Source organism: Cellulosilyticum sp. ST5, assembly GCF_046529625.1.
GTDB lineage: Bacteria > Bacillota > Clostridia > Lachnospirales > Cellulosilyticaceae > Cellulosilyticum > Cellulosilyticum lentocellum.
On record NZ_CP132338.1, the window covers coordinates 772,881 to 795,959 of the forward strand.

The following is a 23,079-nucleotide window of genomic DNA, read 5'->3' on the forward strand; positions in this document are numbered from 1 at the left end:
AAAATAAAGCAAAAAAGCTGCTAGTATATGATAGCAGCTTTTTTAATGTGCAAAATGTATTTTTTTGTCTAAAGTTTTAAAATATTGTTATACAAAATAGATAAATCATGGTACAATAAAAGAGATTAACATAAGGCGAAAAAAGAGGGAGATTGTATATGCGAAAAAAAGGTAGAACTCAATTAGCACAGAAAAAAAAGTTAACCAATAAGCCACTTAAGCAGAAAGAAAAATTAAAAGTAAAAAGTGCTACTAAAAAAGATAAATTTGTTTCTATAAAGTCAAGCATTATATCCATGTGTATATGTTTTGCTATTATTCCCTTATTAATTGTTAATATTTTTCAGCAAAGGTTTCTAAAGATGTGGTAAGAGATACGACCCAACAATTATCTGAAGAAATCATTAAACAAGTTTCTGAGAATATAACGGTATTTAATGCACAAGTTGAACAGAAAATAACAGATTTTGTAGTGTCTAATACTATTCCTACAAATAATTTTGAAAAGTATAATTCTGATGATATGTTTGATAAACTAACAGGTAGTAGAAATATATCTTCTCAGATCAATGCTGTTTTCTCATTAAATAGTGCCGTAACTAATATATGGGTCGTACCTACCAATGGCGAGATTATAGCAGGGGGAGAATCTAATAAGTATAAGATAGAGTCTATAGAACGTATAAGAGATTATGACATAGATATGACACCTACCTGGATTGCTGGAATAGGTGATTTATCAGATAGTATCTTTATTGCTAGAAAAGTAAATAATAAAAAGACCTCAAAAGATATTATTGTTATGGAAGTTAATTTAAGTAAAATGGTATCTGCCATTGATCAGGTTAATTTGTTAAGTGATTCTTCTATTGTCATTGTAGATAATAATAAAAAGAACATTTATAGTAAACCAGCAGAGCAAGCTCAAATAAGTGATAAAGTTTGGACAACTATTGAAAATGGTGAAGAAAATGGCTCTACAATAGTGGACAAACAATTAGTTACTTATCATACCATGAGCAATGGTTGGAAGATGATTGTACAGATACCAGAACGTTCACTTACAGAACGTATACAGATGGCAAGTTTATTCACTTGGATTTTAGTACTTGTAGTAGCTGCTTTAGCTATAGTAGTAGGTACAAGAATTGCTAAGAAATTTTCAAATCCTATCATTGAACTGATGAAGCTTATGAAGAAAGCAGAAGAAGGGGATTTAACTATTGAGGCTTCAAATAAAGGACATAATGAAGTAGCTTTGTTATGTAAGAGTTTTAATCATATGATGTTTAATATACATAAGCTTTTAGAAGAAACCAAAGAAGTAGTAGCAAGTACTTTAAAAAATAGTCAAATTCTTTCTGAATCAACGAATGAAACGGTAGAAGGATTCACACAATTAACTACTTCAGTAGGTGAAATAGCTGAAGGTGCAAATCATCAAGCTTCTGATACTCAAGAAGGGGTTGTGGCAATGGCTAACCTTGGAGACAGTATACAAATGGTTAGCGAGAAAACACAAAATATCTATAAGAACACACAGGGTGCTAAAGAAATGCTTCATGAAGCATCTGATACAATGACTTTATTAAATACAACAATGGCCTCATCAATAAGTATTACTAAGGAAATGAACGCTAGTGTTGGAGAATTAAATGAGCTTAATAAAGGCATTGAAAAAATGATGAAATTTTTAGATAGTATTAGTGAGCAAACCAATCTTTTGGCCCTTAATGCAAGTATTGAAGCAGCACGTGCAGGAGAAGTCGGAAAAGGCTTTGCAGTAGTTGCTGAAGAGGTGAGAAAGTTAGCAGAGCAATCTAAATCTTCTACTGTAACCATAGGAAAGACATTGCAAGAGATAGAAAATAAAACACTGAATACGACTGAACTTGTGGGAAAAGCAAATGAAATCTTTAATAAGCAAAATCAAGCAGTGGATAAGACTGCTGTTATATTTAAAGATATGATTTCCATTTTACAACACATGGATGAAGAGCTAAGCCATATTAATAATCAAGTTGATGACATGAATAAACTTCGTAGTGAAACAAGTAGCAAGATTTCTAATATTGCAGCTGTTATAGAAGAATCTACAGCTGCCACTGAAGAAGTGAGTGCGTTTAGTGAGGAACAAAAAGGAGTGATTCAAAATCTATCTGTATTATCTCAAAATTTAGTTGAATCCATGAAGCGCTTAGAAAGTTCAATAGAAAATTTCAAACTATAAGCCCAGAAACACTAGATGAAGTGGTTAAAAGCCAATAATCATCTAGTGTTTTTTGATACTATTTATATAAGGAATAGATGGGTTATAATAGAAGTAACTAGGTAATAAAGGAGATCAGGTATGACAATTAGGCATTTAAGGATTTTTGTAGCAGTAGTCAAGGAGGGGAAGATGGGGATTGCAGCCAAATCACTTTTTATTTCTCAGCCTTCAGTGAGTCAGGCTATTAAAGAAATAGAAGATTATTATGGCATTAAACTTTTTGAAAGGCTTTCTAAAAAACTCTACATTACAGAAAATGGTCAGTTACTATTTCAATATGCGCAGCATATCCTTCAATCCTTTGATGAAATGGAAGTGAACTTAAATCATTTGGGAGAGAAAGTGAACTTACGTATAGGTGCTACCATTACAGCAGGGACTTATATGCTTGAACCGATGATTACTACTTTTGAAGAGCAAAACCCACAAGTTAAGATTAAAGTGACTGTTAATAATACCTATATACTACAAGAAATGCTTTTAAATAGCCAATTGGATGTAGGCATTATTGAAGGAGAAGTTAACGCATCGGATTTAGTAAAGCAATCCGTATGTCAAGACCCCCTCGTAGTAGCAGTTGGGAAAAAGCATCCTTTATATGGTCAAAAGTCACTACCTATTACTGCGCTACAAGGACATCACTTGATTTGCAGAGAAGAAGGGAGTGGTATAAGAAGCTTATTTCGTAGGCATCTTGAGGAACATCAGGTAATGATGGAAGTTAAATGGGAGTGTACAAATACCGAGGCTATTAAAGCAGCGGCTATTGCAGGACAAGGCATTGCAGTGTTTTCAGCACGTACAATTGAGCAAGAAGTAAAAAAAGAGATACTACACATCATTGAACTAGAAGGCATAAGCTTATCTAGACAAATCTGCGTTGTATCTCATAAGGATAAGTTTTTATCTAAGCAGTTAATGAGTTTTTTAGACTGTTTACGAGCAAATGGTTTGAAAGCTTAAAAGATACTATAAACTAAAGTACCAATAATACCGGAACCGAAAATGACCATAATCGGGTTGAGCTTAAATTTTCTTAAGGCTACTAAACCACCTATAAATAAACAAAATTCAATAGGTCTAAAGTTGGCTAAAACAATTTCAGACTTATCAGCATTAAATAGTGCAAGAGATAAGATAGCAAGTCCTGCAGAACTAATAAGTGCTACAACAGCAGGTCTAAGACTTGCTAAAATGGTTTGAACCCCAGATAAGTTACGATATTTATAATAAAAATGAGCTAGTATAAGACAAAGTATAAATGCAGGTAAAATGCAACCTAAAGTACAAATAAGCGCGCCAGGTAGTCCTGCTAATTGTGTTCCTACGAAGGTGGCCGAATTAATAGAAATAGGACCTGGTGTCATTTCTGCTATAGTTATTAAATCTGTAAATTCAGCCATAGTCATAAGACCATGTACATTAACAATTTGATTTTGTATAAGAGGAATAGCCGCATAACCACCGCCTACACTAAATAGGCCTACTTTTAGAAAGCTTAAAAATAATTGAAGTAACATATTAGCAGTCTCCTTGTTGTTTATTGCGTTTCATTTCTAGTAAAAGTGTGATGAGTCCAATGGCAATACAAAGTAAAATAATGGTCATGGCGCTAATACCCATAAAGTAGGTCATGACAAAGGTAATGACCATAAGCACCATGTAAAAACGATTTCCTGTACGGATAATATTTTTAGCTAGATTAATGACAACATCACATATTACAGCTGCTACACCAGCACGCATGACTAAAAGGGCAGTAGCAATAACGGCATTATGACGAAAAGCATCATAAAATACAGCAATAATAGAAATAATCACAAGCGGTGGGATGGAAGTCCCTAGTACTGCTACAATTGAGCCTATTATACCCCTCATACGATAACCTAAAATAACAGAAGCATTAATAGGAATAGGACCTGGTGAAGATTGAGCAATAGCTGTAATATCCAGCATTTCACTTTCTTCAATCCAACCTAATTCTTCAACAAATTTTTTTTTCATCAGCGAAACAATAACAAAACCACCACCAAAAGTACAAGCACTTAGCATAAAGGTGGAGATGAAAAGTTGCCATAACAAATGTCCATGTTGAGTTGCTTTTTTATGTGACATGGTGTTCACTCTCCTTATGTGTTTGAGTAAGTTTTAACTTAATTATAGAAATAGTGTAAAGGGAAAATGATTATTTGTAAAATAAATAGTTGTTATGAAAGACATAGGTAAATACCTATAATAGCTTTCTGCATAGACAGTCATTAAATCTCATATTAAGATAAAAGGGAGATAACTCTTCAGCCGCATAAAATAGTGTATATTAGCGGCTGAGTAGCTACAAGAAGAAAATGAAAGTGATATCAATAAGTAAGACGAGGAAATAATATGATAGATAATGAATCTAAATGGTACTATACCATTACTTGGTATACCCAAGGAAATAAGCCTAGCTTCGAAGAAGAAATACAAGAAATGGCTCAAGAGCATATAGCTCATTTATGTGAAGAACAAAATCTTTTATTAAAGCAAATAGAGATGCGGTCTAATAGTCTTAAGATAAAGATTAATAGCAGTATACAGTTAAATATAAATAAGCTAGTTAAACATTTGCAAAAAAAATTACCAGCTATTACAGATTTAGTAGATGAGGAAAAAACTTTAATAACGACTACAAGTGGTGACTTAAGTGAAAAAGATAGACGTCTAGAAAAATTATTAAATAGTGTTATAGATGCGGAATATTACGACATGGAGGATAGTTTTACAAGTCAGTTAGAAGATTTAAAAAGCTATCTATTGACACAAAAACTTAGTGTAATTGAAAAGGAGGAACAGATATTTTTAGTTGATGAAGAAGCATTAAAACATGAAATTAACTTAAATTGTTTTGCTTGTACGAAGTTATATAAATATGGCTGTTGTTGTGGAAGTCCTTGTAATTTAGGACCTCGTAATAAAAAGGTCTTTGATAAGCATCTTTTAAATATTGAAGAAGAAGTAAAAGCCTATGATGAAGCAACCTATAAGAAAGTTCTAGCTAAGGGCGGTCTTATTGCTTCTGATGGCTCTATTAATGAATGTGATGGCCATTGTGCATTACTAGTGGAAGAAGGGGGAATATATAAATGTATAGCCCACAGTTATGCATTAAAGAGAGACATTCCTATTTATGAACTATGTCCACTATCCTGTTTAATGTATCCATTAGAGATTATTGAACTCATTACAAATAAGCAAAGAAAACTTCTACTTTTAACTTCTGTAGTAAGTGAAGACTTTGCACATCGTTTTGGACGTTGGGGAAGTTATAATACACTTGAAGTAGAACTACGTTGTATTAATAAAAAAGCTCACAATGATGTTTTTAAAGAAGAAGATTATAGACCAGTTTATAAGGTTAATAAGGCTCTTTTATGCCATGAATTTGGTAGCACCTTTTATGAGAGTCTAGAAGAAGTATTGTAAAATGTATCAAATACACTTAAGTAGGACAAAAAACCGACTTAAGTGTATTTTTTGCTTGCAAAAAAGAGAGAGAGGCGTATATTAATAGGTAAGAAGCAAAGATTTAAAGGACGTGATAGGATGAAAAAAAGAGGCTTAGCATTAGCAATAAGTATTATGTTGTTCGGTCAAACTATTTATGCTAATACTGACATGCAACAAGTAGCACTTAAAAGTGGTACAGAAAAAGCACAAGTGCTTCAAGAGAGTGGTAACCAAATTCTTTTAAATGGTCAGCTTTTAGAGATACCAGGTGGAGTTTTAGAAATAAAAGGACATCAGCTTTATCCTCTTAGATGGTTAGTGATGCAAATGGGAATAGCAGTGAGCTGGGATCAAAAAACACGAACTGTAACTATAGAAAATCCTACTTATCAAGAAGCACATCTTTATTTATCATACTTAAATGGCTTAACCAGTGAAAATCAAGACACTACTTATAAGTTGCCAGATCGAGTTAAAACTTTAGAAATACCTTCGTATCCATTAAAAAATAATGATACTTTCATGTTGCATCAAAAACCTATTGGTATCACCATTGATGATGATGGCTTTAACATATCTTTTGCAGCGTATGATTATGCTTTTAAAAACAACCGGCTTTATGTAACACCAGAATGGTTTAATACTATTTTTTTAGCAGAACTTACTAAGATTTCAGAAGGCCTTGAAATAGTTTATCCTACACCAGAGCAAATTGAAAAAGAGTTAGAAAGCATGCAAAAGGTGCTGGCACCTCTTACACCAGAAGAAACTTTAGCTTTATGGATTAGAGGTCAACAAGTAAGAAGTGGTGCATTGCAGTATAGTAGTCTTTCACCAGAACTAAAACAACAGGTATTAGCAAGTAAACGAGGTTGGGTAACAGGTGGTTCTAGTCCTTCAGCAGGCAAGGTAACGATTTTAGATAAGAAGCAGCAAGCAGAAGATACTTTAGTTTATACTTTAGCAGTAGAAGAGATGCTTCAAGGACAGGTGTTTGAAACAGTAAAAGAACAAATTACGATTAAGAAATATACATTAGAAGGCAACAACTATTGGCTTATTAGCGAAGCAAGAGGCGATTTAAGCTATTTGAGTTTATTACCAGATGCCGATTTAAAGTAAACAGTAAAAAAGAGGTAGCCACGAAATAACTTTCTAATACAAGACTTAACCAACAATTAGTTTGGGCTGGACTATATCTTGTATTTGATAGACGTTTTGTGACAGCCTCTTTTTATTTTACATATGCTTAGTCGAATCACTTTTACCCAATAAGATAAATAAACCTATAAGTACTAAAGCAACTGGCCAAACGATAGAACCATTAATAAAGAAGAAGAAATGGCCAAGAACAGTAGAAGAAAAGCAAGTAACTGCAACAGTTGTTAAAATACCGACAGGGATTAATAAGCCCTTGCAACGTCCACCATATAAGTAAAGTTGAAAGAGACCAATAGCAGGGGCTAAAATATAAACTGGCCAAGTGTAAGCTGAGAAAAACCAATGGGTACTAGTTTCAAATAAAAAGAGTAGACCGAGTGTTGTTAAAATACCACCAGGTACTAAGACCCCCGGAGCACGTCTTGTAGAAAAATAGCTATATTCGAAAGCTAAACCAGGAATTAGTACAAATAGTGGCCATAAATGGCTCATACTAAAAAAATTAAAGTCAAAAAAGTTATTTAAAATACCATAAATACCTAAGGCTAGTAAAATAAGTCCCCAAAATTTCTTTGATTGTAATGATGTGCGATCCATATTTAATCCTCCGTTATCTTTAATATAAATTTAGTATAAGGTGTACCTCTTAGAAAAGTGTGAGAGAAAAATTAAAATTTGATGATAAATAATAGAGAGTTGGTTTATTTTGATTTGTTAAAATGTTATAAATAAAATATGATTCCAATAGATATAACGGTAAAAATGCTTAACATTTTAGGGTATCTTAAAGAAGAAGGATTAGCTATAATACCGTTAAAGCAAGAAGTATGTAAAACAAAAGGAAAATCGAATACAAGGGGGAAGTGTTGTGACAATTAAAAAGCAAATACCATATCACTATGAGCATGCACCCATACCAGGAGGGGGCTATGTAACAGGCTTTGTATTTCATCCGCAAAAGCCAGATGTACTTTATGCCAGAACAGACATAGGTGGCGTTTACCGTTATGATTATGAAATGAACAAGTGGAAAAGTTTAATAGATCATGTAACACAAACAGATTTAAGTGAAAGTTATCCTATAGCCATTGGTTTAAACACGAATCAACCAGAATGTTTATTAATCGCTTGTGGTGTTAATAAAGAAAATAAAGGTGTTTTAGCTATTTCTCAGGATGGTGGGAAAAGCTTTACTTATGAAAATATTCCTACTTTAGTACATGGTAATTTGAATGGTAGAGGGACAGGTCTGAGACTGATTGTAGATGCTAAGGAAGATCAGACTATTTATTTTGCCAGTCAGCAAGGTGGCCTTTTGAGAAGTAAAGATTTAGGAAAGTCATGGGAGAGTTTAGAAGTACAGGCTGAGAAGTACATGACTTTTGTATGGCAGTCAAAGGATGCCAAAACATTAGTGGTAGGTACTGCAGGTGTGACAACAAAGCAAAGTGATAAGGAAAGAGGTCATAGCTTGTATGTATCTTATGATGGAGGCAGCCATTTTGAAAAGCTATGGCAACCTGAAAAATCTCATGTGGTAGGTTCTAGAATGTCAGGTTATGTGGCACAACGTTATGGTGATGATGGTAACTATTTATATATTACCTTTTCAGAAACAGGTAGGCGGTCTTATGTGAAAGAGAATGGCTATAGCTGCGATTCAGGAGATGCTTTAGCCGGTAGAATTATTCGTTATGAAAGAGATACCAAGGGTAAGATCATCTCTTATAGGGAAATAACGCCTTATAGGGAGAGTGAAACGAATGAAGATTTAGAATACGGTTTTAGTGGAATAAGTGCTTGTAAAACGCAGCCAGGATTATTAGTGGCTACAACCTTGTGTAAAGATGATGGAGATTGTATTTATCGCTCTTTTGATTATGGTGAACATTGGGAAACTGTACTAGATGATTTGAAGTTAGGTAATTTAAGCTTTGTTACTTCTTATATGAAGCCAGAATACAATGGTGGTCATTCCATTTTGCATTGGCTAAGTGATATTAAAATTAATCCTTTTAATGGGAATGAAGTATGGTTTAATTCAGGAACAGGAATCTTTGGTTCTAAAGATTTGATGAGTACTTTACCTCATTTTCAAGATTATACAACAGGAATCGAAGAAACAGTACATCTTAATGTATACAGTCCTCCAGCAGGAAAGGTAAAGCTCATCGATATATTAGGAGATCTAGGTGGATTTGCTTTTGAAGACCTTAAGGTGGCTTGTGACAATTCCTTTGCAGATACCGAGGGGAATCGTTATATTACTTGTATTAATGCAGACTATTCTGATCTAAATCCGGAGGTACTAGTGGTGACAGCCAGAGGTAATTGGACAGGTAAAACAAAAGGTGGTCTTATTTTATCCAAAGACCAAGGAAAAACTTTTGAAAGACTAAAGATGCCATATGGTTTGTCTAAGGAAATAGATGAAAAGCTAAGGTATATTGAACAACCTAATGTAAATGCTGGGTGGGTAGCTTTATCACCTGATTGTGACCATTTGGTATGGAGTATTGCTGACAATATAGAACTACCTATGCGTACCATGATTCACAGTGAAGATGGAGGAAAAAGTTTTAAATGCTGTGAGATTTATAACTTAGAGAATAAGCGCATTAATCATAGAGGTATGAAAGTGTTTGCGGATCGCATGAATAGCCGGCTTATGTATGGCTTTGATAGTGAAGGGAGCATTTATATAAGTAAAGATAGTGGAGCTTCTTTTAAAGAGTATCCAGTAAATCAGCAGATTAAAGGAGTGAACTTTGCTTTGATTGACTGCGCTAATCTGACTGAAATTAGAGGAGAAAGTGGAAAAGAAGGTATTTTTTATATGGCTCTAAGAGAAAAAGGCCTATGGAAGATGCAGTATGATGCGCGTGAAGATCAGCTCTCCTTAAAGAAGCTTAGTGATGAAGACGAAATCATTTATCGTATTGGGCTAGGAGTTATAAGACCTAATGGTGATTATTTTAAAGAGGATAAAGCCTTATATATTTGTGGGGATTTAAAAGGTGGTTATGGTTTTTATCGTTCTTTAGATGAGGGAAAAACATGGGTAAAATTAAATACTGAGCATCAGATGTTTGGTGACATTAACAGTATAGAGGGAGATAGTCGTACTTTTGGGAGATTCTTTATTGCAACAGGTTCAAGGGGCGTTTTATATGGAGAGCCTATTAGTGAAGAAGGTTAAAGTAATACTTTAACTATTTGAAAATAAAATGAGCACTTTAGAATATGGAATAAATTTACATATTGAATTAAATACAATTAGTTAAAAAGATTGAAGCAAATAAAAAAGGAATTAATAAGGAGGAAGGGTAGCATGAGATTACAACAAGAGAATAATAAACTCATTATAGCAGAAGGGTTAGTTGAGGTATGGATTGAACCTTGGGGAATGAATGGTCTTAGGGTAAGAATGACCAAAGAAGCAGTTATGGATACTAAGGACTGGGCTTTAACCGAAAAGGTAGAAGACTGTAAGGCAACCATTGTGTTTAATGAAATAGATGTCACAGACCCATGGTACAAAGAAGAAGCTTATAAGGCGTATCATATGAAAGCCACAGAAGCAAGTATCACTAATGGCAAGATTACAGCTAAAGTTTCTCATGAAGGTTGGATTAGCTATTACAATCAAAAAGGAGAGTTATTAACAGCTGAATACTGGCGTAATCGTAATCGTTTAAATCGGTATTGTGTGCCACTACGTATAGATGCAAGGGAATTAAAACCTATAGCAGGAAGCAGCGATTATACCTTAATGGCACGTTTTGAAGCTTTTGATGACGAAAAAATATTTGGAATGGGTCAGTATCAAGATCGTCAGCTGAATAAAAAGGGGGCTTTATTAGAACTTGCTCATCGTAATAGTCAAGCTAGTGTTCCTTTTATGATTTCTAGTCGTGGTTATGGCTTTTTATGGAATAATCCAGCTATAGGAACAGCTCATTTTGGTACTAATAAGACGGAGTGGTGTGCACAGCGAACCAAGAAGTTAGATTATTATATTACAGCAGGGGATACACCGAGTGAAATAGAAGAGCAATATAGCGCTGTAACAGGTAGAACACCAATGATGCCAGAGTTTGGTTTAGGGTATTGGCAATGTAAATTACGTTATCGTAATCAAGAGGAGCTTCTAAGTGTAGCGAGGGAACATAAAAGAAGAGGACTTCCTATGGATGCTATTGTCGTTGACTTTTTCCACTGGACCAGACAAGGGGATTTTAAATTTGAGCCACGCGATTGGCCAGATCCAGAAGCTATGGTGAAGGAACTCAAAGAGATGGGTATTGAAACTGTAGTTTCTGTATGGCCTACCATAGATGAAAAAAGTGAGAATTTCGGAGAAATGGCTGATAGAGGTTACCTAGTACATGCAGACCGTGGTAATGAAAATCATATGACTTGGATGGGAAATACGATTTTTTATGATGCTACTCATCCAGGTGCACAGCAATTTGTATGGGAACGTTGCAAAGAGCATTATTATAATAAAGGCATTCGCTGTTTTTGGTTAGATGAAGCTGAACCTGAGTATGGACCTTACGATTTTGACAATTACCGTTATTATGAAGGACCAGCTTTAATGTGTACTAATATTTACCCAGCAATGTATGCTAAAGGCTTTTATGATGGTTTAAAAGCTGAGGGAGAAACAGAGATTTTAAGTTTGGTTAGATGTGCTTGGGCAGGTAGCCAAAAATATGGCGTACTGACTTGGTCAGGAGATATTTACTCTTCCTTTAGGGCAATGAGGGAGCAGCTTCAAGCAGGACTGAATATGGGGATTGCAGGCATTCCTTGGTGGACTTCTGATATTGGTGGTTTCTTAGGTGGAGATATTAAAGATAAAGCTTTTCAAGAATTATTAGTGCGCTGGTTTGCTTGGGGCGCTTTTTGTCCAGTTTTTCGTATGCATGGAGAACGTTCACCATGGTATGAAAGAGAAGAAGAATTTATTAATGGTGTGCGTCAATTAACCTCAGGACAAGACAATGAAGTGTGGAGTTTTGGAGAAGATAACTATGAGATTTTAAAACAATTCCTCTTTATTCGTGAACGTTTACGTCCTTACATAAGAGCATGTATGAAAACAGCTAGTGATAAGGGTGAGCCCGTTATGCGTCCTATGTTCTTCGATTTTCCACAAGATGCAAAATGTTGGGAGGTAGAAGACCAATATATGTTCGGCCCTGATTTATTAGTAGCGCCTGTCATGGAAGCAGGTATGAAGGAAAGGCAGGTCTATTTACCAGAAGGCACTAAGTGGGTGGATGCTTATACAAAACAAACCTACGAAGGGGGTCAAGTAATCACAACACCTACACCATTAGAAGTCATCCCTGTTATGATGAGAGAAGGAAAAAACTATTCTATTTATGAAGTATAAAGAGAAAAATATGTTTAAAACTGTGGGGCTGTCGCATTAAGCATTTCAGCTTATATTTATACAATCATCAAGGCAATTAAATTTGTTTTAGCCTAATAAACTGTATATTTATAAGGTATATGCTTTTAGCGCGACAACCCCCTTATTATTTTGCCCGTTTTATTCTTAAAAGAAAAGTCGTTTTTTTTATAACATTCAGTTATAATGAGGGGGTAGAAAAGACGTATTAAAAGACAAAAAGAGTACATAAGGAGAAACAAATAATGGATACCTTTATATTTTCAGCCAATGCTATTTTACCACTTATCCTGCTTATTGCATTAGGATATGGTTTAAAGCAAATTGAATTTTTTGATGAAGCATTTTTAAAAAAAGCTAATGCCTTTGTGTTTAACGTAGCATTGCCTGGGTTACTTTTTTATAATGTTTATTCTATAGATAATTTAAGCGAGTTAAACTGGAGTGTTATCACATTTGTTGTGTTAGCTATTTTAATTTTATTCGTATTAGGAATGTTAACAGTCAAGCTATGTACATCAGATCCACGCAAAAAAGGAGTTATCTTACAATGTATTTTTAGATCTAATTTTGCAATTATAGGCATTCCCTTATCCGAAGCATTAGGAGGTTCTAAGGCAGTTGCTATTGCTGCTGTTATCTCAGCTTTTAGCATCCCTCTTTATAATATTTTAGCTGTTGTTGCGTTATCTATTTATGTAGAGGATCCAAAAGGAAATAAGATTGGGCCCAAACAGATTTTAATTAGCATCTGTAAAAATCCGCTTATTATTGGCGTGGCATTAGGCATGATGTGTTTAGTCATACGTGGGTTTATACCTTATGATGAGGCAACTAGGAGTTATGCTTTTACATTAAAAACCCATTTACCATTTTTACATACTGCTATTAAAAATATTAGCAGTATTGCATCGCCTTTGGCACTTATTGTTTTAGGAGGGCAGTTTAGATTTTCAGCTGTTAAAGCGTTGGCTAAGGATATTATGATTGGAACGGTATGGCGTTTAATCGTGGCGCCACTGCTTGCTTTAAGTGGAGCACTGCTTTTATCTCAGCATACACAGTTTATCCATTTTACGACAACAGAATATCCAGCACTTATTACTTTGTTTGGGACACCTGTAGCAGTTTCAAGTGCAATTATGGCAGGGGCTATGGGCTCAGATGAAGAATTGGCAGGGCAACTTGTGGTGTGGACCAGCCTTTTATCTATGCCTAGTTTGTTTATAATCATTATGTTATTTAGAAGTATGCAGCTTTTATAAGGGAAATGCATAAGTAGCCTGGCGCACTTTTGGGTTAATATGAGCAAGCAAAAGTAAATATTTTTAGAAATATCAAGAAGTGATATACTATTATTAATAAATAATGAAAGTAGGTAATTTATGAGGTGTAGAATTTGGGTCAATCAGTGGTTTAGTACAATGTATCAAATTATTAAGCAGCTAAGAGAAGGGGCTGAAGCTGATGGTTTAAACTTACATATTATTGGAACAAGCACCAATCAAAAGGTTGTTTATCAAAAGGTTTGTGATGAATTTTGGGAAGAACCTAAGAAGGGAATAAGCCCAGAAGACTACGTAGAGTGGTGTTTAACTTTTTGTAGGGAGCATCAAGTAGACGTATTTATACCAAAACGTCATATGATAGCTATTGCTAAAAGGAAGGAAGCCTTTACGGAGTTAGGTATTAAAGTATTAGTTGAAGATGATATAGAACTATTAGAAAACTTTAATAATAAAGTTAAGACAGCTGAGCTTTTTAGGTCTTTGCCAGAAATTTGTAACGTACCACCTTTTGAGGTAGTAACAAATGTGGAAGCCTTTAAACTCAGCTATGAAAAATTAAAGCAACAGTTAGGGAAGAGTGCTGTTTTATGTGTTAAATATGCAGTGGGAGAAGGCGCTAGTAGTTTTAATATCATAGAGGATGGCCCAGTATCGATTAAACAACTGGAGATGAGTGAAAAGCATATAGGCTATGAAGCAATCGTAAAGATTTTAAGTTCAATAGAATCGTTTAAGCCACTCATCATCATGCCTTATTTAAAAGGAACGGAAATCAGTATTGATGCACTAAAAACACAACATGGAGTAATAGCAGTACCAAGACGAAAAGGTCCTGGGAGATTACAAGAAATTTGTTGTAGCCAAGAGCTTATAAATAAAGCAGCTGTTTTAGCAGAGCGATTTGGATTTAATCAGCCCTTTAATTTACAGTTACGTTACCATGAAGATACCCTCTATTTGTTAGAAGTAAATACCCGTATGTCAGGCGGTATTCATTATAGCTATTATGCAGGCATAAACTTACCCTACCTTGCGCTTAAGAAGCTATTAGGACAAGTAGTAGAAGTTCCTGTGTATCCTCCAGATGTTGTAGAACTAGTTTATGTAGAACAGCCTGTCATCCTTTAAAGGATTAAATTCTTGGACTATTAATGAAAAAGATGACGTGGATTTTTAATAAATAAATTAAAAGTCAAAATAGACACTAAAAGCTATAAAACAAGAAGTAGTTTTGTAGCTTTTAGTGTCTATTTTAATAAAAATATAAGTAACTATTAGCAAAAAGTATAATAATATACAGGAATATTAATAGTACCTCGTAAATGTTGAATAAATTCTAAAAATATGATACAATTACACAAAATAATTACATATTTAGAATAATTAGCAGAGTAAGGAGGATATCTATGAAATATAAAATTGGAAAAAGTACTCAAAAAGATGCAAAACAAGCTATTGAGGAAGCAGCTGGTGGTTTAAAGGAACCTAAGCTGATCCTGTTTTATTCAGGTGTTGAGCAGTTTGAAGCATACACTATTGAAATGAAGAAGATGTTTCCTGATAGTATAATAATGGGTTCTACTACCTACGTTAGTCTTTGTAAGGAAGGCGCTTATAAAGATACATTGATGGTATTAGGTATTGAAGAAGGTATTGAGTGTTTTGGTGATGTTTTAGAAGAAGTAGATAAATATCCTTTAAAATATGTAAGACGAGTAGAAAATTGTGTAAAGCAGCTAGCTAACCCTAGAAACACCATATGTTTAGAATTTTCAACAGCGCTTATTAGCAGTGAAGAACTCATTTTATCCACTTTAAATAGTGTGCTCGATGAAAAGAAAATTCCTTTAATTGGCGGTTCTGCAGGAGACCATGGCGTAGCTGAAAAAACAATGGTTTCATTGAATGGAATAGTTTATGATAAGGCCTGTGTTTTTGTACTTATTAGAAATCTTAAAGGAGCTATTAAGCTTTATAAAGAAAATATTTATGAGCCCACAGAGCATCATTTTATTGCAACGAAAGTGGATGTAAGAAAACGTATTGTTCACGAGCTGAATCATGAGCCAGCAGCTAAAGCTATGGCAAAAGCACTCAATACAAGGGTTGACCAACTAGGTCCATATCTTGATAATCGTCCTTTAGGAAGAATCATAGGAAATGATATGTATATTACAGCTAATCAAATGGTACTACCAGATAATAGTATTGCTTATCATGCAAGGGTATATAGCAACTCACAAGTAGTTTTGTTGCAGCCAGCTTCTTACAAAGAGGTGATTGAAAAGACCATAGAGAAGATTAGGAGAGATATTCCACATCCTAGTTTAGCAATCATGATACACTGTTTAGCTAGATCTATCTTATTTGAACAAGATGGCTATATTAATGCATATGCTAGAAAAATGGGAGAAGCTGTAGGTGATTATGTGGCTTTTTCAGGATATGGAGAGCAGCTTAATGAGCAGCATTTTAATCAGACAATGGCTATTGCAGTATTTGAATAGGGGGGCTGAAGGATGAAGTGGTTAGGTTCTAGAAAAAGAGAAGAGAAATCAAGGGAAGAAGAATACCTAGCAGAAGTACCAGAAAGTGAAAGTTATGACGAGTACATTAACTATGGTATTTTACATATTGAGAAAAAAGTAGATGCCTTTATGAATGAAGAAATAGACGTTTCTCAGTGTTTACTAGATGTTCAAAAGGAATTTGCTTCAGCTTACGAACAGGTGGGTACGATTAATGAGATGATTGAACAAGTGAATAGTCACTTTAAGCAATTTGAGGTATTTGTAGGGCAGATTGATCATAGAATGGAAAAATCTGATGTAGCCATTCAAAAAGCAGATACACAAATGGATGAATTAACGCATCAAATAGAAGGAACTTGTTCTGCACTAGATGGTATGACTACAACCTTTCAAATGCTAGAAAAGGATTTCTCACATATTCAAGAGATGTCAAAGAGCATAACAGGTATTGCAGGGAGTACTAATCTATTAGCTTTAAATGCTTCTATTGAAGCAAGTAGAGCAGGAGAAGCAGGAAAAGGCTTTTCAGTAGTTGCTACACATATTAGAGAATTATCTGCTTCTACTAAAGAGTTAGCAAGCGGTATTGATAAAAGCATTAAAACGCTTTATGGTAGTCTAGATGCTTTAAAGAAAGAAATAATAAATTCTAAAGGTGCTATTGCAGGTAATTTACAACATGCAGAAAATGTGCAGCAACAGTTTAAAGAAGTATCTGCTTGCTCTCTAGAAGTAAAGGAAGTAAGTAAGCAAATTGTAAGTGAAATAGAAAGAGCCAATGTAGAGATTAACCATGCAACAGAAGGGGTAAGTGTTATAACAGGAACGATTAATGAATTTGGGGACAAGCTAGATATTTTAAATACTAAAATGAGTAAAAAAGCTATTATTATTTGTGGTATCATTGATTTCTTGCAGCAGTTAGAAAATATGTTAAAAGAATCTTTAAAGAAGGATGCTTAGTTATAAGGGGATATTTTATTTATAAGAGACTATTACTGATAAAGTAAATGGTCTCTTTTTTATTTGATAAATACTAAAAAAAAGTAAGAGGCAGGTTGAATAATAAAATAAAATGTCTGAAATGTTATGAGAAAAGAAAACTCTAGTAAGACAATTTTTGGGTTGTAATCTGAGAAAAGTTAGAAAGAAAGATTAAAGAAGGATTAGAGAAGGGTTAAAAAATATGAATTTTCAGTATTTTAATTGACAGCACTTATTTTTACGATTAGTATAAACGTGAAATAAGGGTACTATTACAGGCGAGGTATCTATTTATAAAAAATAATATGAAGTGGAGCAAAAAGGCAGATTAAAGGAGGAAGTAAAAGATGCCTATTATTATCAAATACATTATGAAGTCTATGAGTGAAAAGAAACTAAGAACGTTTCTTATTTTACTAGCAGTCATGTTATCGGGAGCTTTATGTCTTACCTCTCTCTCCATTACCGATTCTTTATTAGCTATTTATGTGGAGCAGATGAAAACAAGCACTGGAACGGCGGAGGTCTGTATTAGACCAGGAGAAAACTCACCAAGTCAAGTAATCAGCTTAACACCAGGAAAAGCACTTGAGCAGCAGGTAGAATACATGATTCCAGTATTAAGTAGCAGTGGTACTTATGATAGTGGAAAAAAGGTTGTAGATGAAGTCAGTATTATGGGGGTAGCGCTTGAAGATTACTTGCAAATGAATAAGTTACAGCTCATTAGTAAACGTAGCAATGCAGACTTTACCAATAATCAAATCATCATAAGTGATCAAACTGCGAAGAAGTATCAATTAGAAATAGGTGATGCTTTAGAGATACGTATAAACAACATCAAAAGGAAGTTGATGATTTATGGTATTACCAGTAAGGTAGGAATCTTTAGTAGTGAGGGAAATAGGTCTCAAATTTTAATGCCCTATACCACTTTATCTAAGTATTTAGGAACACATCAAAAGCCAAGTAGCATTTACATTAAAGGAAAAGAAGGGGTAGAGGTTTCACAGCTCTTAAAAGATTTTAAAGCAGCTTATCCTAAATACGAAGTAGCAGAACCTATTCCTATTGAAGACATAAGAACCATGCTTGGTATGTTTTCTACCTTATTTATGATGATGACTTTAATTGTAACAGTGATGAGTGTTTTTATCGTTTATACTTCATTCAAGGTCATTATGCTAGAGAAAATGCCGATTATTGGGACTTTTAGAAGCGTAGGTGCTAGTCAAAAGATGATGAAACGAGTACTCATTTTAGAAAGCAGTTTTTATGGTGTATTAGGGGGGATTGCTTCATGGGGACTAGGCATTATTATTTTAAAAGTACTTCTTAGTGTCGTAGCTGCTTCAGAAGGTATAGGTGGAAAGATAGATTTAGTCATTACGCCAGGTTATCTATTAGGTTCTTTTTTACTTTGTATTATTATTTGTTTAGCTAGTAGTATTTTACCTATATTAAAGGTAGCTAAGGTACCTGTTAAGGAAATTGTATTAGGTGGGAGTAATCACTCAGTAAAGCGTAAAAGAAGTAAAGAAATAAGAAGTATCATTTTAGTAGTATTTAGTATTGTAGCGATTAAAATTCTACCTGAGAGCTATCGGATTACAGCAGCTAGCATCTGTGTATTTTTAGCTTTAATTGGCATAATAGGGATTCTACCTACTATTATTAAACTTTCTTCTAGCTTAACTGAGAAACTGTTTGCAACCTTATTTGGTAATGTAGGGGTACTAGCAGTGAAAAATATTAAAGGAAATAAAAGTATACTTAATAGTATGTCACTGATTACTCTTGGGGTCGGTATTTTGCTTATGGTCAATAACATCGGTGAAAATCTAGCAGTAGAAGTGGTAAATGCCTACGAGAAGAACTTTGCGTATGATGTACAACTATCCCTAGATGATATGGATACAAATACAGTACGTTCCTTGCTATATGAGGAGGGGGTAACAGATGCTTATGGCTGTTATGTCAGTGGTTATTACTATGGTAAGAATATAGAGTTAGTAGATTACAATAATGTAAAGCTTGCCTCCATTGAAGGTGTTTCAGGGAAGGTTCATGCTGATTACCTGACTTATGGGTATGAGAATGAAGAAGAAAAGGATCGTATCCTAGAACAACTCGGGGAGGGACGTAATATTGCGTTTTCAAATGTACTAAAGAAACGTTATAGCTTAGTAGAAGGGCAAAAGATACAGCTTAAAATGCCAGAGGGATTACGGACTTATGAAATTATTGGCTTTTATGATACCTTAATGAACAATGGAGATTTAGTTCAGATTGGTGAGGCTTATTTTAAACAAGATATAGGGGTTCACAATTACACTACAATTTACTTAAAAACGTCTAAAGAACCTACAGAAGTATTAGAAGCACTAAAGATAAAATATAAGGATCGTCATCTATCAGGAGCCACTATGAGGCAGCAACTCCAAAATAATAAGGAAGGTAATGCTCAGATTATGAGTATTTTGTCTGGGTTTTCTGTTTTGGCAGCCATTATAGGCGTAATTGGTATTATTAATAATTTATTTATTAGCTTTATTGAACGAAAAAGAAGCATCGCAGTATTACGTTCAGTGGGCATGAACAAAAAGCAAGTCATTCAAATGATTTTTTTAGAAGCTTTATACACAGGGCTATTAGGGGCAATAGCAGGTATAGGAGCCGGTTGGATTATTATGAACAATATGCCTTATGTTATAGAAGGTATGCAGCTACCACCAATTGTTTACTTTGTAGCTAATGGCCTATGGGTTTATATTGGAGTAGCAACTTTAGTGACTATCGTAGCTTCTATTTCTCCAGCTTTTAAAACCTCTAAATTGAACATTATAGAAGCAATCAAATTTGAATAGTTGGATAGAGTGCAAGGATTTTCGAATGATAAGAAGGGTGATGGGATAGGGCTTGTTAGCGTGATAGAAATAAAACCGGTATTAGTAAAAAATATGAGGAGGAGTAGAAATGTCCTATGTAATAGAAACCAATCATTTATGCAAAAGCTATGATTTAGGGAGTGAAAAAGTAGAGATTTTAAAAGATATCAACTTAACAGTTGAAAAGGGAAGCTTTTATTCAATTATGGGGCCTTCTGGTTCAGGGAAAAGCACCTTGCTTTATTTAATAGGAGGGCTAGATAAGCCAACTACTGGAACTATTAAGATTAATGGCAAAGAATTATCTACAATGAAGGATCAAGCAGAAAGTGAAATGCGTAGACGTGATATAGGGTTTGTATTTCAGTTTTACAATTTGATTCCCAACTTAAATGTAGAAGAAAATATTATGTTACTGATTTTATTAGATGGCAAGAAAATGAAGGATTATAGAGAGGATTTAGAAGAAATCCTGAGAATTGTAGGATTGACAGAGCGTAGAAGGCATACACCAAGAGAGCTTTCAGGTGGTCAGCAACAAAGAGTGGCCATTGCAAGAGCACTTATTAATAAACCAGATATTATTTTTGCAGATGAGCCTATTGGAAATTTAGATAGTAAAACAGGAAAAGAGATTATGGAACTTTTACAAGTGATTAATCAAACACAAGGGAAAACCATTGTTCAAGTTACCCATTCAAGGGAAGCGGCAGATTATGGAACGCATTTAATTATGGTGAAAGACGGTTGTATTTGTGAAGAACAGTCTACAAAGATAAGGGGAGAAGGATATGAAAAAGCAATTTAGTTTATTTTTATTAAGCACAGGAATTATCTTAGGAAGTGTTTCAATGACTGGTTGCAACTCACAAGAAGTGAATGCACAGGAATTAGCAAAAGAAGTAGAAGTTAATCAGGAAGTGAATCAATTAGATGTATTTGGAAAAGTAGAAGCTGCAACTATTAGAGAATTAGCAGTAGATTTTCCAGCTACTATTGAAACCATTGATTTAAAAGCGGGGGATCTTGTCGAAAAAGGTACTCAGCTTATGACGCTAGATTATGAAAGCTATAAAAATGAAATAATCAAAAAAGAACAAGAAATTCAGCTTTTAAAAGTAGAAAGAGAAGCTGCCTATAATAGTTTAGATCCACAAAGTGTTACTATTAATCAAAAAAATAGTGAGTTAAAGACAAAACAAAATCAGTTATCAAATGGTACAGATCCTGAACTTATAAAGATTGAAGAACAAATTAAAATATTAGACCAGCAGATTAGTATAGCAGAAAAAGATTATGAGGTGAGTAAGAGTTTAATAGAAGTAGGAGGGATATCAGATAAAGAACTAAAAGATAAAGAAATGAGTTTAGCAGAACTTAAAAATAATAAGTATCAAGCGGAAAATGCATTAAAACAGCTGACAACAAGTAAGCAATTAGAGGTAGATAGTCTTAAGGGATCAATAGATAGCTTGCAGTTAACAGTAAGTAATACAAGTACAGAAAAAGCAAGCAAAGTAGAGACCTTAGATATTAAGATACAAACAGCAGAAACTGAGCTGAAAGAAATGAAAGCTAAACTCACTAAAGCTTATTTAAAAGATAAAGCTATTGTTTTGGATCAGAAAGAAGGAGTTGTTTATGAAATACTAGTAACTGAAGGAACGCGGCTAAAAGGTGGAGAACCTATCATGCGTCTTATTGACCCTAGTAAGTTAACCGCTCTAGTGGATGTACCAGAAGCCTTTATCAATAAAATTAAAGTAGGAGAAAAAGCTGATCTATACTTAGCAGCGAGCCCAGATGATGCAATCAGCGCTAAGGTATCACGTATTGCCCAAGCAGCTAAAGTTGTTAACGGAGAAAATATGATTAGTGTAGAATTAGAGGTAACAGAAAATCAAGCAGTTTTAAAACAAGGTTATGAAGTAAATGCTATTATTTATTATTAAATAGGGCTTCACTAACAAATCAAGTTGTTGTAGAAGAAATAGTTACGCCTTCTTAAAAGGACGTAATTAAGAAAATGATAAGAGGCTGTCTGGAAATAATACTTTAATACACGATATGGTGTATTTGAGATAAGTTTCACAGGTAGCCTTTTTATTTATGAAAAAAGAGTATAAATCATATAAGATAATGAAAAATATAATATAAATAGGCTTGGATTAATTTATGCCATATTATATAATAATTATTATTAACAAAGAAAAAGGAGGAAAATGATGAAACAAGATGGCAAATGGAGCGGTTTTAGGAAACTTGTTTTGGTTGATCGAATTAAAGAGTGTGAGGATATTACTTCTTTTTACTTTAAAGCAGAAGATGGTGGCAAACTTGTCAAACATGAAGCAGGGCAATATCTTCCTTTTAAAATAGTAACAGAGGAAGCAGCTTATAAAGATGTGCTAAGAACCTATAGTTTATCCATCATTCCTAATGACGAGCTTTATCGTATCAGTGTTAAAAAAATACCAGGGGGGTTAATAAGTACTTATCTTCATGAAAGATTACAGATAGGAGATTGTATTGAAGCCATGATTCCTATGGGGTTATTTACTTTAAAAGAAGAGAGCGCAGAAGCACCTATTACCCTCATATCAGGTGGGATAGGCATCACTCCACTATTATCCATGCTTTATCAAGCAGCTGATACTAGAAAATCAGTTCATTTTATTCAAGCCGTGCAAAACTCAAAGCTTCATCCATTTAAAACAGATATTCACATGATTGCAGAACTAAAGGGCTTCAGAAATACGGTTTTTTATTCTAATCCTCTAGCAGAAGATGAAAAAGGAAGGGACTATGATGAAATAGGCTTTGTTACTAAAGAATGGTTAAGTACAGAAGCCAATTTAGAAAGTACTTTTTATCTTTGTGGGCCACCAGTATTTATGAAAGCTTTAGAGGAAAGTTTACTTGGGTTAGGCGTAAGTAAAGATCGCATTTATTATGAATTATTTAGCCAGTAAAAAGGAGCCATGTACGGCTCTTTTTTTGATGAAGGTTTAAAGCATATTTCGTAAATACAAAATTTTTATAAAAA

18 protein-coding genes are annotated in these 23,079 nt (G+C 34.1%); 15 read left to right on the forward strand and 3 right to left on the reverse strand.

Features of this window, described 5'->3' with window-relative positions:
* Positions 1–158 precede the first annotated feature (158 nt).
* From QTL86_RS03875 to QTL86_RS03885, 3 genes are all read left to right on the forward strand, one after another.
* Positions 159–371: a hypothetical protein gene (locus tag QTL86_RS03875; RefSeq protein WP_410496552.1), complete on the forward strand. Its 213-nt coding sequence runs from the start codon at positions 159–161 to the stop codon at positions 369–371.
* Positions 365–2,230 carry a methyl-accepting chemotaxis protein gene (locus QTL86_RS03880; RefSeq protein WP_410496553.1) on the forward strand — a complete coding sequence of 622 codons (1,866 nt, stop codon included), beginning with the start codon at positions 365–367 and terminating at the stop codon, positions 2,228–2,230. The genes QTL86_RS03875 and QTL86_RS03880 overlap by 7 nt, the downstream gene beginning before the upstream one ends.
* 120 nt (positions 2,231–2,350) lie before the next feature.
* The gene (locus QTL86_RS03885; protein WP_410496554.1) at positions 2,351–3,235 is read left to right on the forward strand and encodes a LysR family transcriptional regulator; all 885 of its coding nucleotides are present in this window, start codon (positions 2,351–2,353) and stop codon (positions 3,233–3,235) included.
* Here QTL86_RS03885 and QTL86_RS03890 read toward each other — a convergent pair.
* The gene (locus QTL86_RS03890; RefSeq protein ID WP_410496555.1) at positions 3,232–3,792 is read right to left on the reverse strand and encodes a chromate transporter; all 561 of its coding nucleotides are present in this window, start codon (positions 3,790–3,792) and stop codon (positions 3,232–3,234) included. The genes QTL86_RS03885 and QTL86_RS03890 overlap by 4 nt on opposite strands.
* A gap of 1 nt (position 3,793) precedes the next feature.
* Positions 3,794–4,387: a chromate transporter gene (locus tag QTL86_RS03895; protein ID WP_127067102.1), complete on the reverse strand. Its 594-nt coding sequence runs from the start codon at positions 4,385–4,387 to the stop codon at positions 3,794–3,796.
* A gap of 267 nt (positions 4,388–4,654) precedes the next feature.
* Between QTL86_RS03895 and QTL86_RS03900 the strand changes: the two genes are divergently transcribed.
* Together QTL86_RS03900 and QTL86_RS03905 are read left to right on the forward strand one after the other, a co-directional pair.
* On the forward strand, positions 4,655–5,734 hold the full coding sequence (locus tag QTL86_RS03900; protein ID WP_410496556.1) for a hypothetical protein: 1,080 nt from the start codon (positions 4,655–4,657) through the stop codon (positions 5,732–5,734).
* Positions 5,735–5,854: 120 nt separating this feature from the next.
* Positions 5,855–6,880, forward strand: coding sequence for a stalk domain-containing protein (locus QTL86_RS03905; RefSeq protein WP_410496557.1), 1,026 nt, complete (start codon positions 5,855–5,857; stop codon positions 6,878–6,880).
* 117 nt (positions 6,881–6,997) lie between these two features.
* On the opposite strand, the gene QTL86_RS03910 is transcribed toward QTL86_RS03905, so the two are convergent.
* On the reverse strand, positions 6,998–7,516 hold the full coding sequence (locus QTL86_RS03910) for a LiaI-LiaF-like domain-containing protein (RefSeq protein WP_013657672.1): 519 nt from the start codon (positions 7,514–7,516) through the stop codon (positions 6,998–7,000).
* A 271-nt stretch (positions 7,517–7,787) separates the two neighbouring features.
* Between QTL86_RS03910 and QTL86_RS03915 the strand changes: the two genes are divergently transcribed.
* The 10 genes from QTL86_RS03915 (at position 7,788) to QTL86_RS03960 (ending at position 23,005) form a co-directional block, all read left to right on the forward strand.
* Entirely contained in the window at positions 7,788–10,118 is a 2,331-nt protein-coding gene (locus QTL86_RS03915; protein ID WP_410496558.1) for a WD40/YVTN/BNR-like repeat-containing protein, read from the forward strand.
* Between the two features lie 132 nt (positions 10,119–10,250).
* Positions 10,251–12,323, forward strand: a complete 2,073-nt coding sequence (locus QTL86_RS03920; protein ID WP_410496559.1) for a TIM-barrel domain-containing protein — start codon at positions 10,251–10,253, stop codon at positions 12,321–12,323.
* Between the two features lie 263 nt (positions 12,324–12,586).
* Positions 12,587–13,606 carry an AEC family transporter gene (locus QTL86_RS03925; RefSeq protein WP_410496560.1) on the forward strand — a complete coding sequence of 340 codons (1,020 nt, stop codon included), beginning with the start codon at positions 12,587–12,589 and terminating at the stop codon, positions 13,604–13,606.
* 120 nt (positions 13,607–13,726) lie between these two features.
* Positions 13,727–14,758 (forward strand): ATP-grasp domain-containing protein, encoded by a 1,032-nt coding sequence (locus tag QTL86_RS03930; protein ID WP_410496562.1) that lies wholly within the window; start codon positions 13,727–13,729, stop codon positions 14,756–14,758.
* A gap of 278 nt (positions 14,759–15,036) precedes the next feature.
* Positions 15,037–16,137, forward strand: a complete 1,101-nt coding sequence (locus tag QTL86_RS03935) for an FIST signal transduction protein (RefSeq protein ID WP_410496563.1) — start codon at positions 15,037–15,039, stop codon at positions 16,135–16,137.
* 12 nt (positions 16,138–16,149) lie between these two features.
* Complete coding sequence (locus tag QTL86_RS03940) at positions 16,150–17,124, forward strand: methyl-accepting chemotaxis protein (RefSeq protein ID WP_127067094.1); 975 nt, start codon at positions 16,150–16,152, stop codon at positions 17,122–17,124.
* A 368-nt stretch (positions 17,125–17,492) separates the two neighbouring features.
* Positions 17,493–20,012: an ABC transporter permease gene (locus tag QTL86_RS03945; RefSeq protein ID WP_127067093.1), complete on the forward strand. Its 2,520-nt coding sequence runs from the start codon at positions 17,493–17,495 to the stop codon at positions 20,010–20,012.
* 109 nt (positions 20,013–20,121) lie between these two features.
* Positions 20,122–20,841, forward strand: coding sequence for an ABC transporter ATP-binding protein (locus QTL86_RS03950; RefSeq protein WP_410496564.1), 720 nt, complete (start codon positions 20,122–20,124; stop codon positions 20,839–20,841).
* Complete coding sequence (locus QTL86_RS03955) at positions 20,825–21,985, forward strand: HlyD family secretion protein (RefSeq protein WP_410496565.1); 1,161 nt, start codon at positions 20,825–20,827, stop codon at positions 21,983–21,985. Before QTL86_RS03950 ends, QTL86_RS03955 begins: the two co-directional genes overlap by 17 nt.
* A 273-nt stretch (positions 21,986–22,258) precedes the next feature.
* Complete coding sequence (locus QTL86_RS03960) at positions 22,259–23,005, forward strand: FAD-binding oxidoreductase (RefSeq protein ID WP_013657662.1); 747 nt, start codon at positions 22,259–22,261, stop codon at positions 23,003–23,005.
* Positions 23,006–23,079 lie beyond the last annotated feature (74 nt).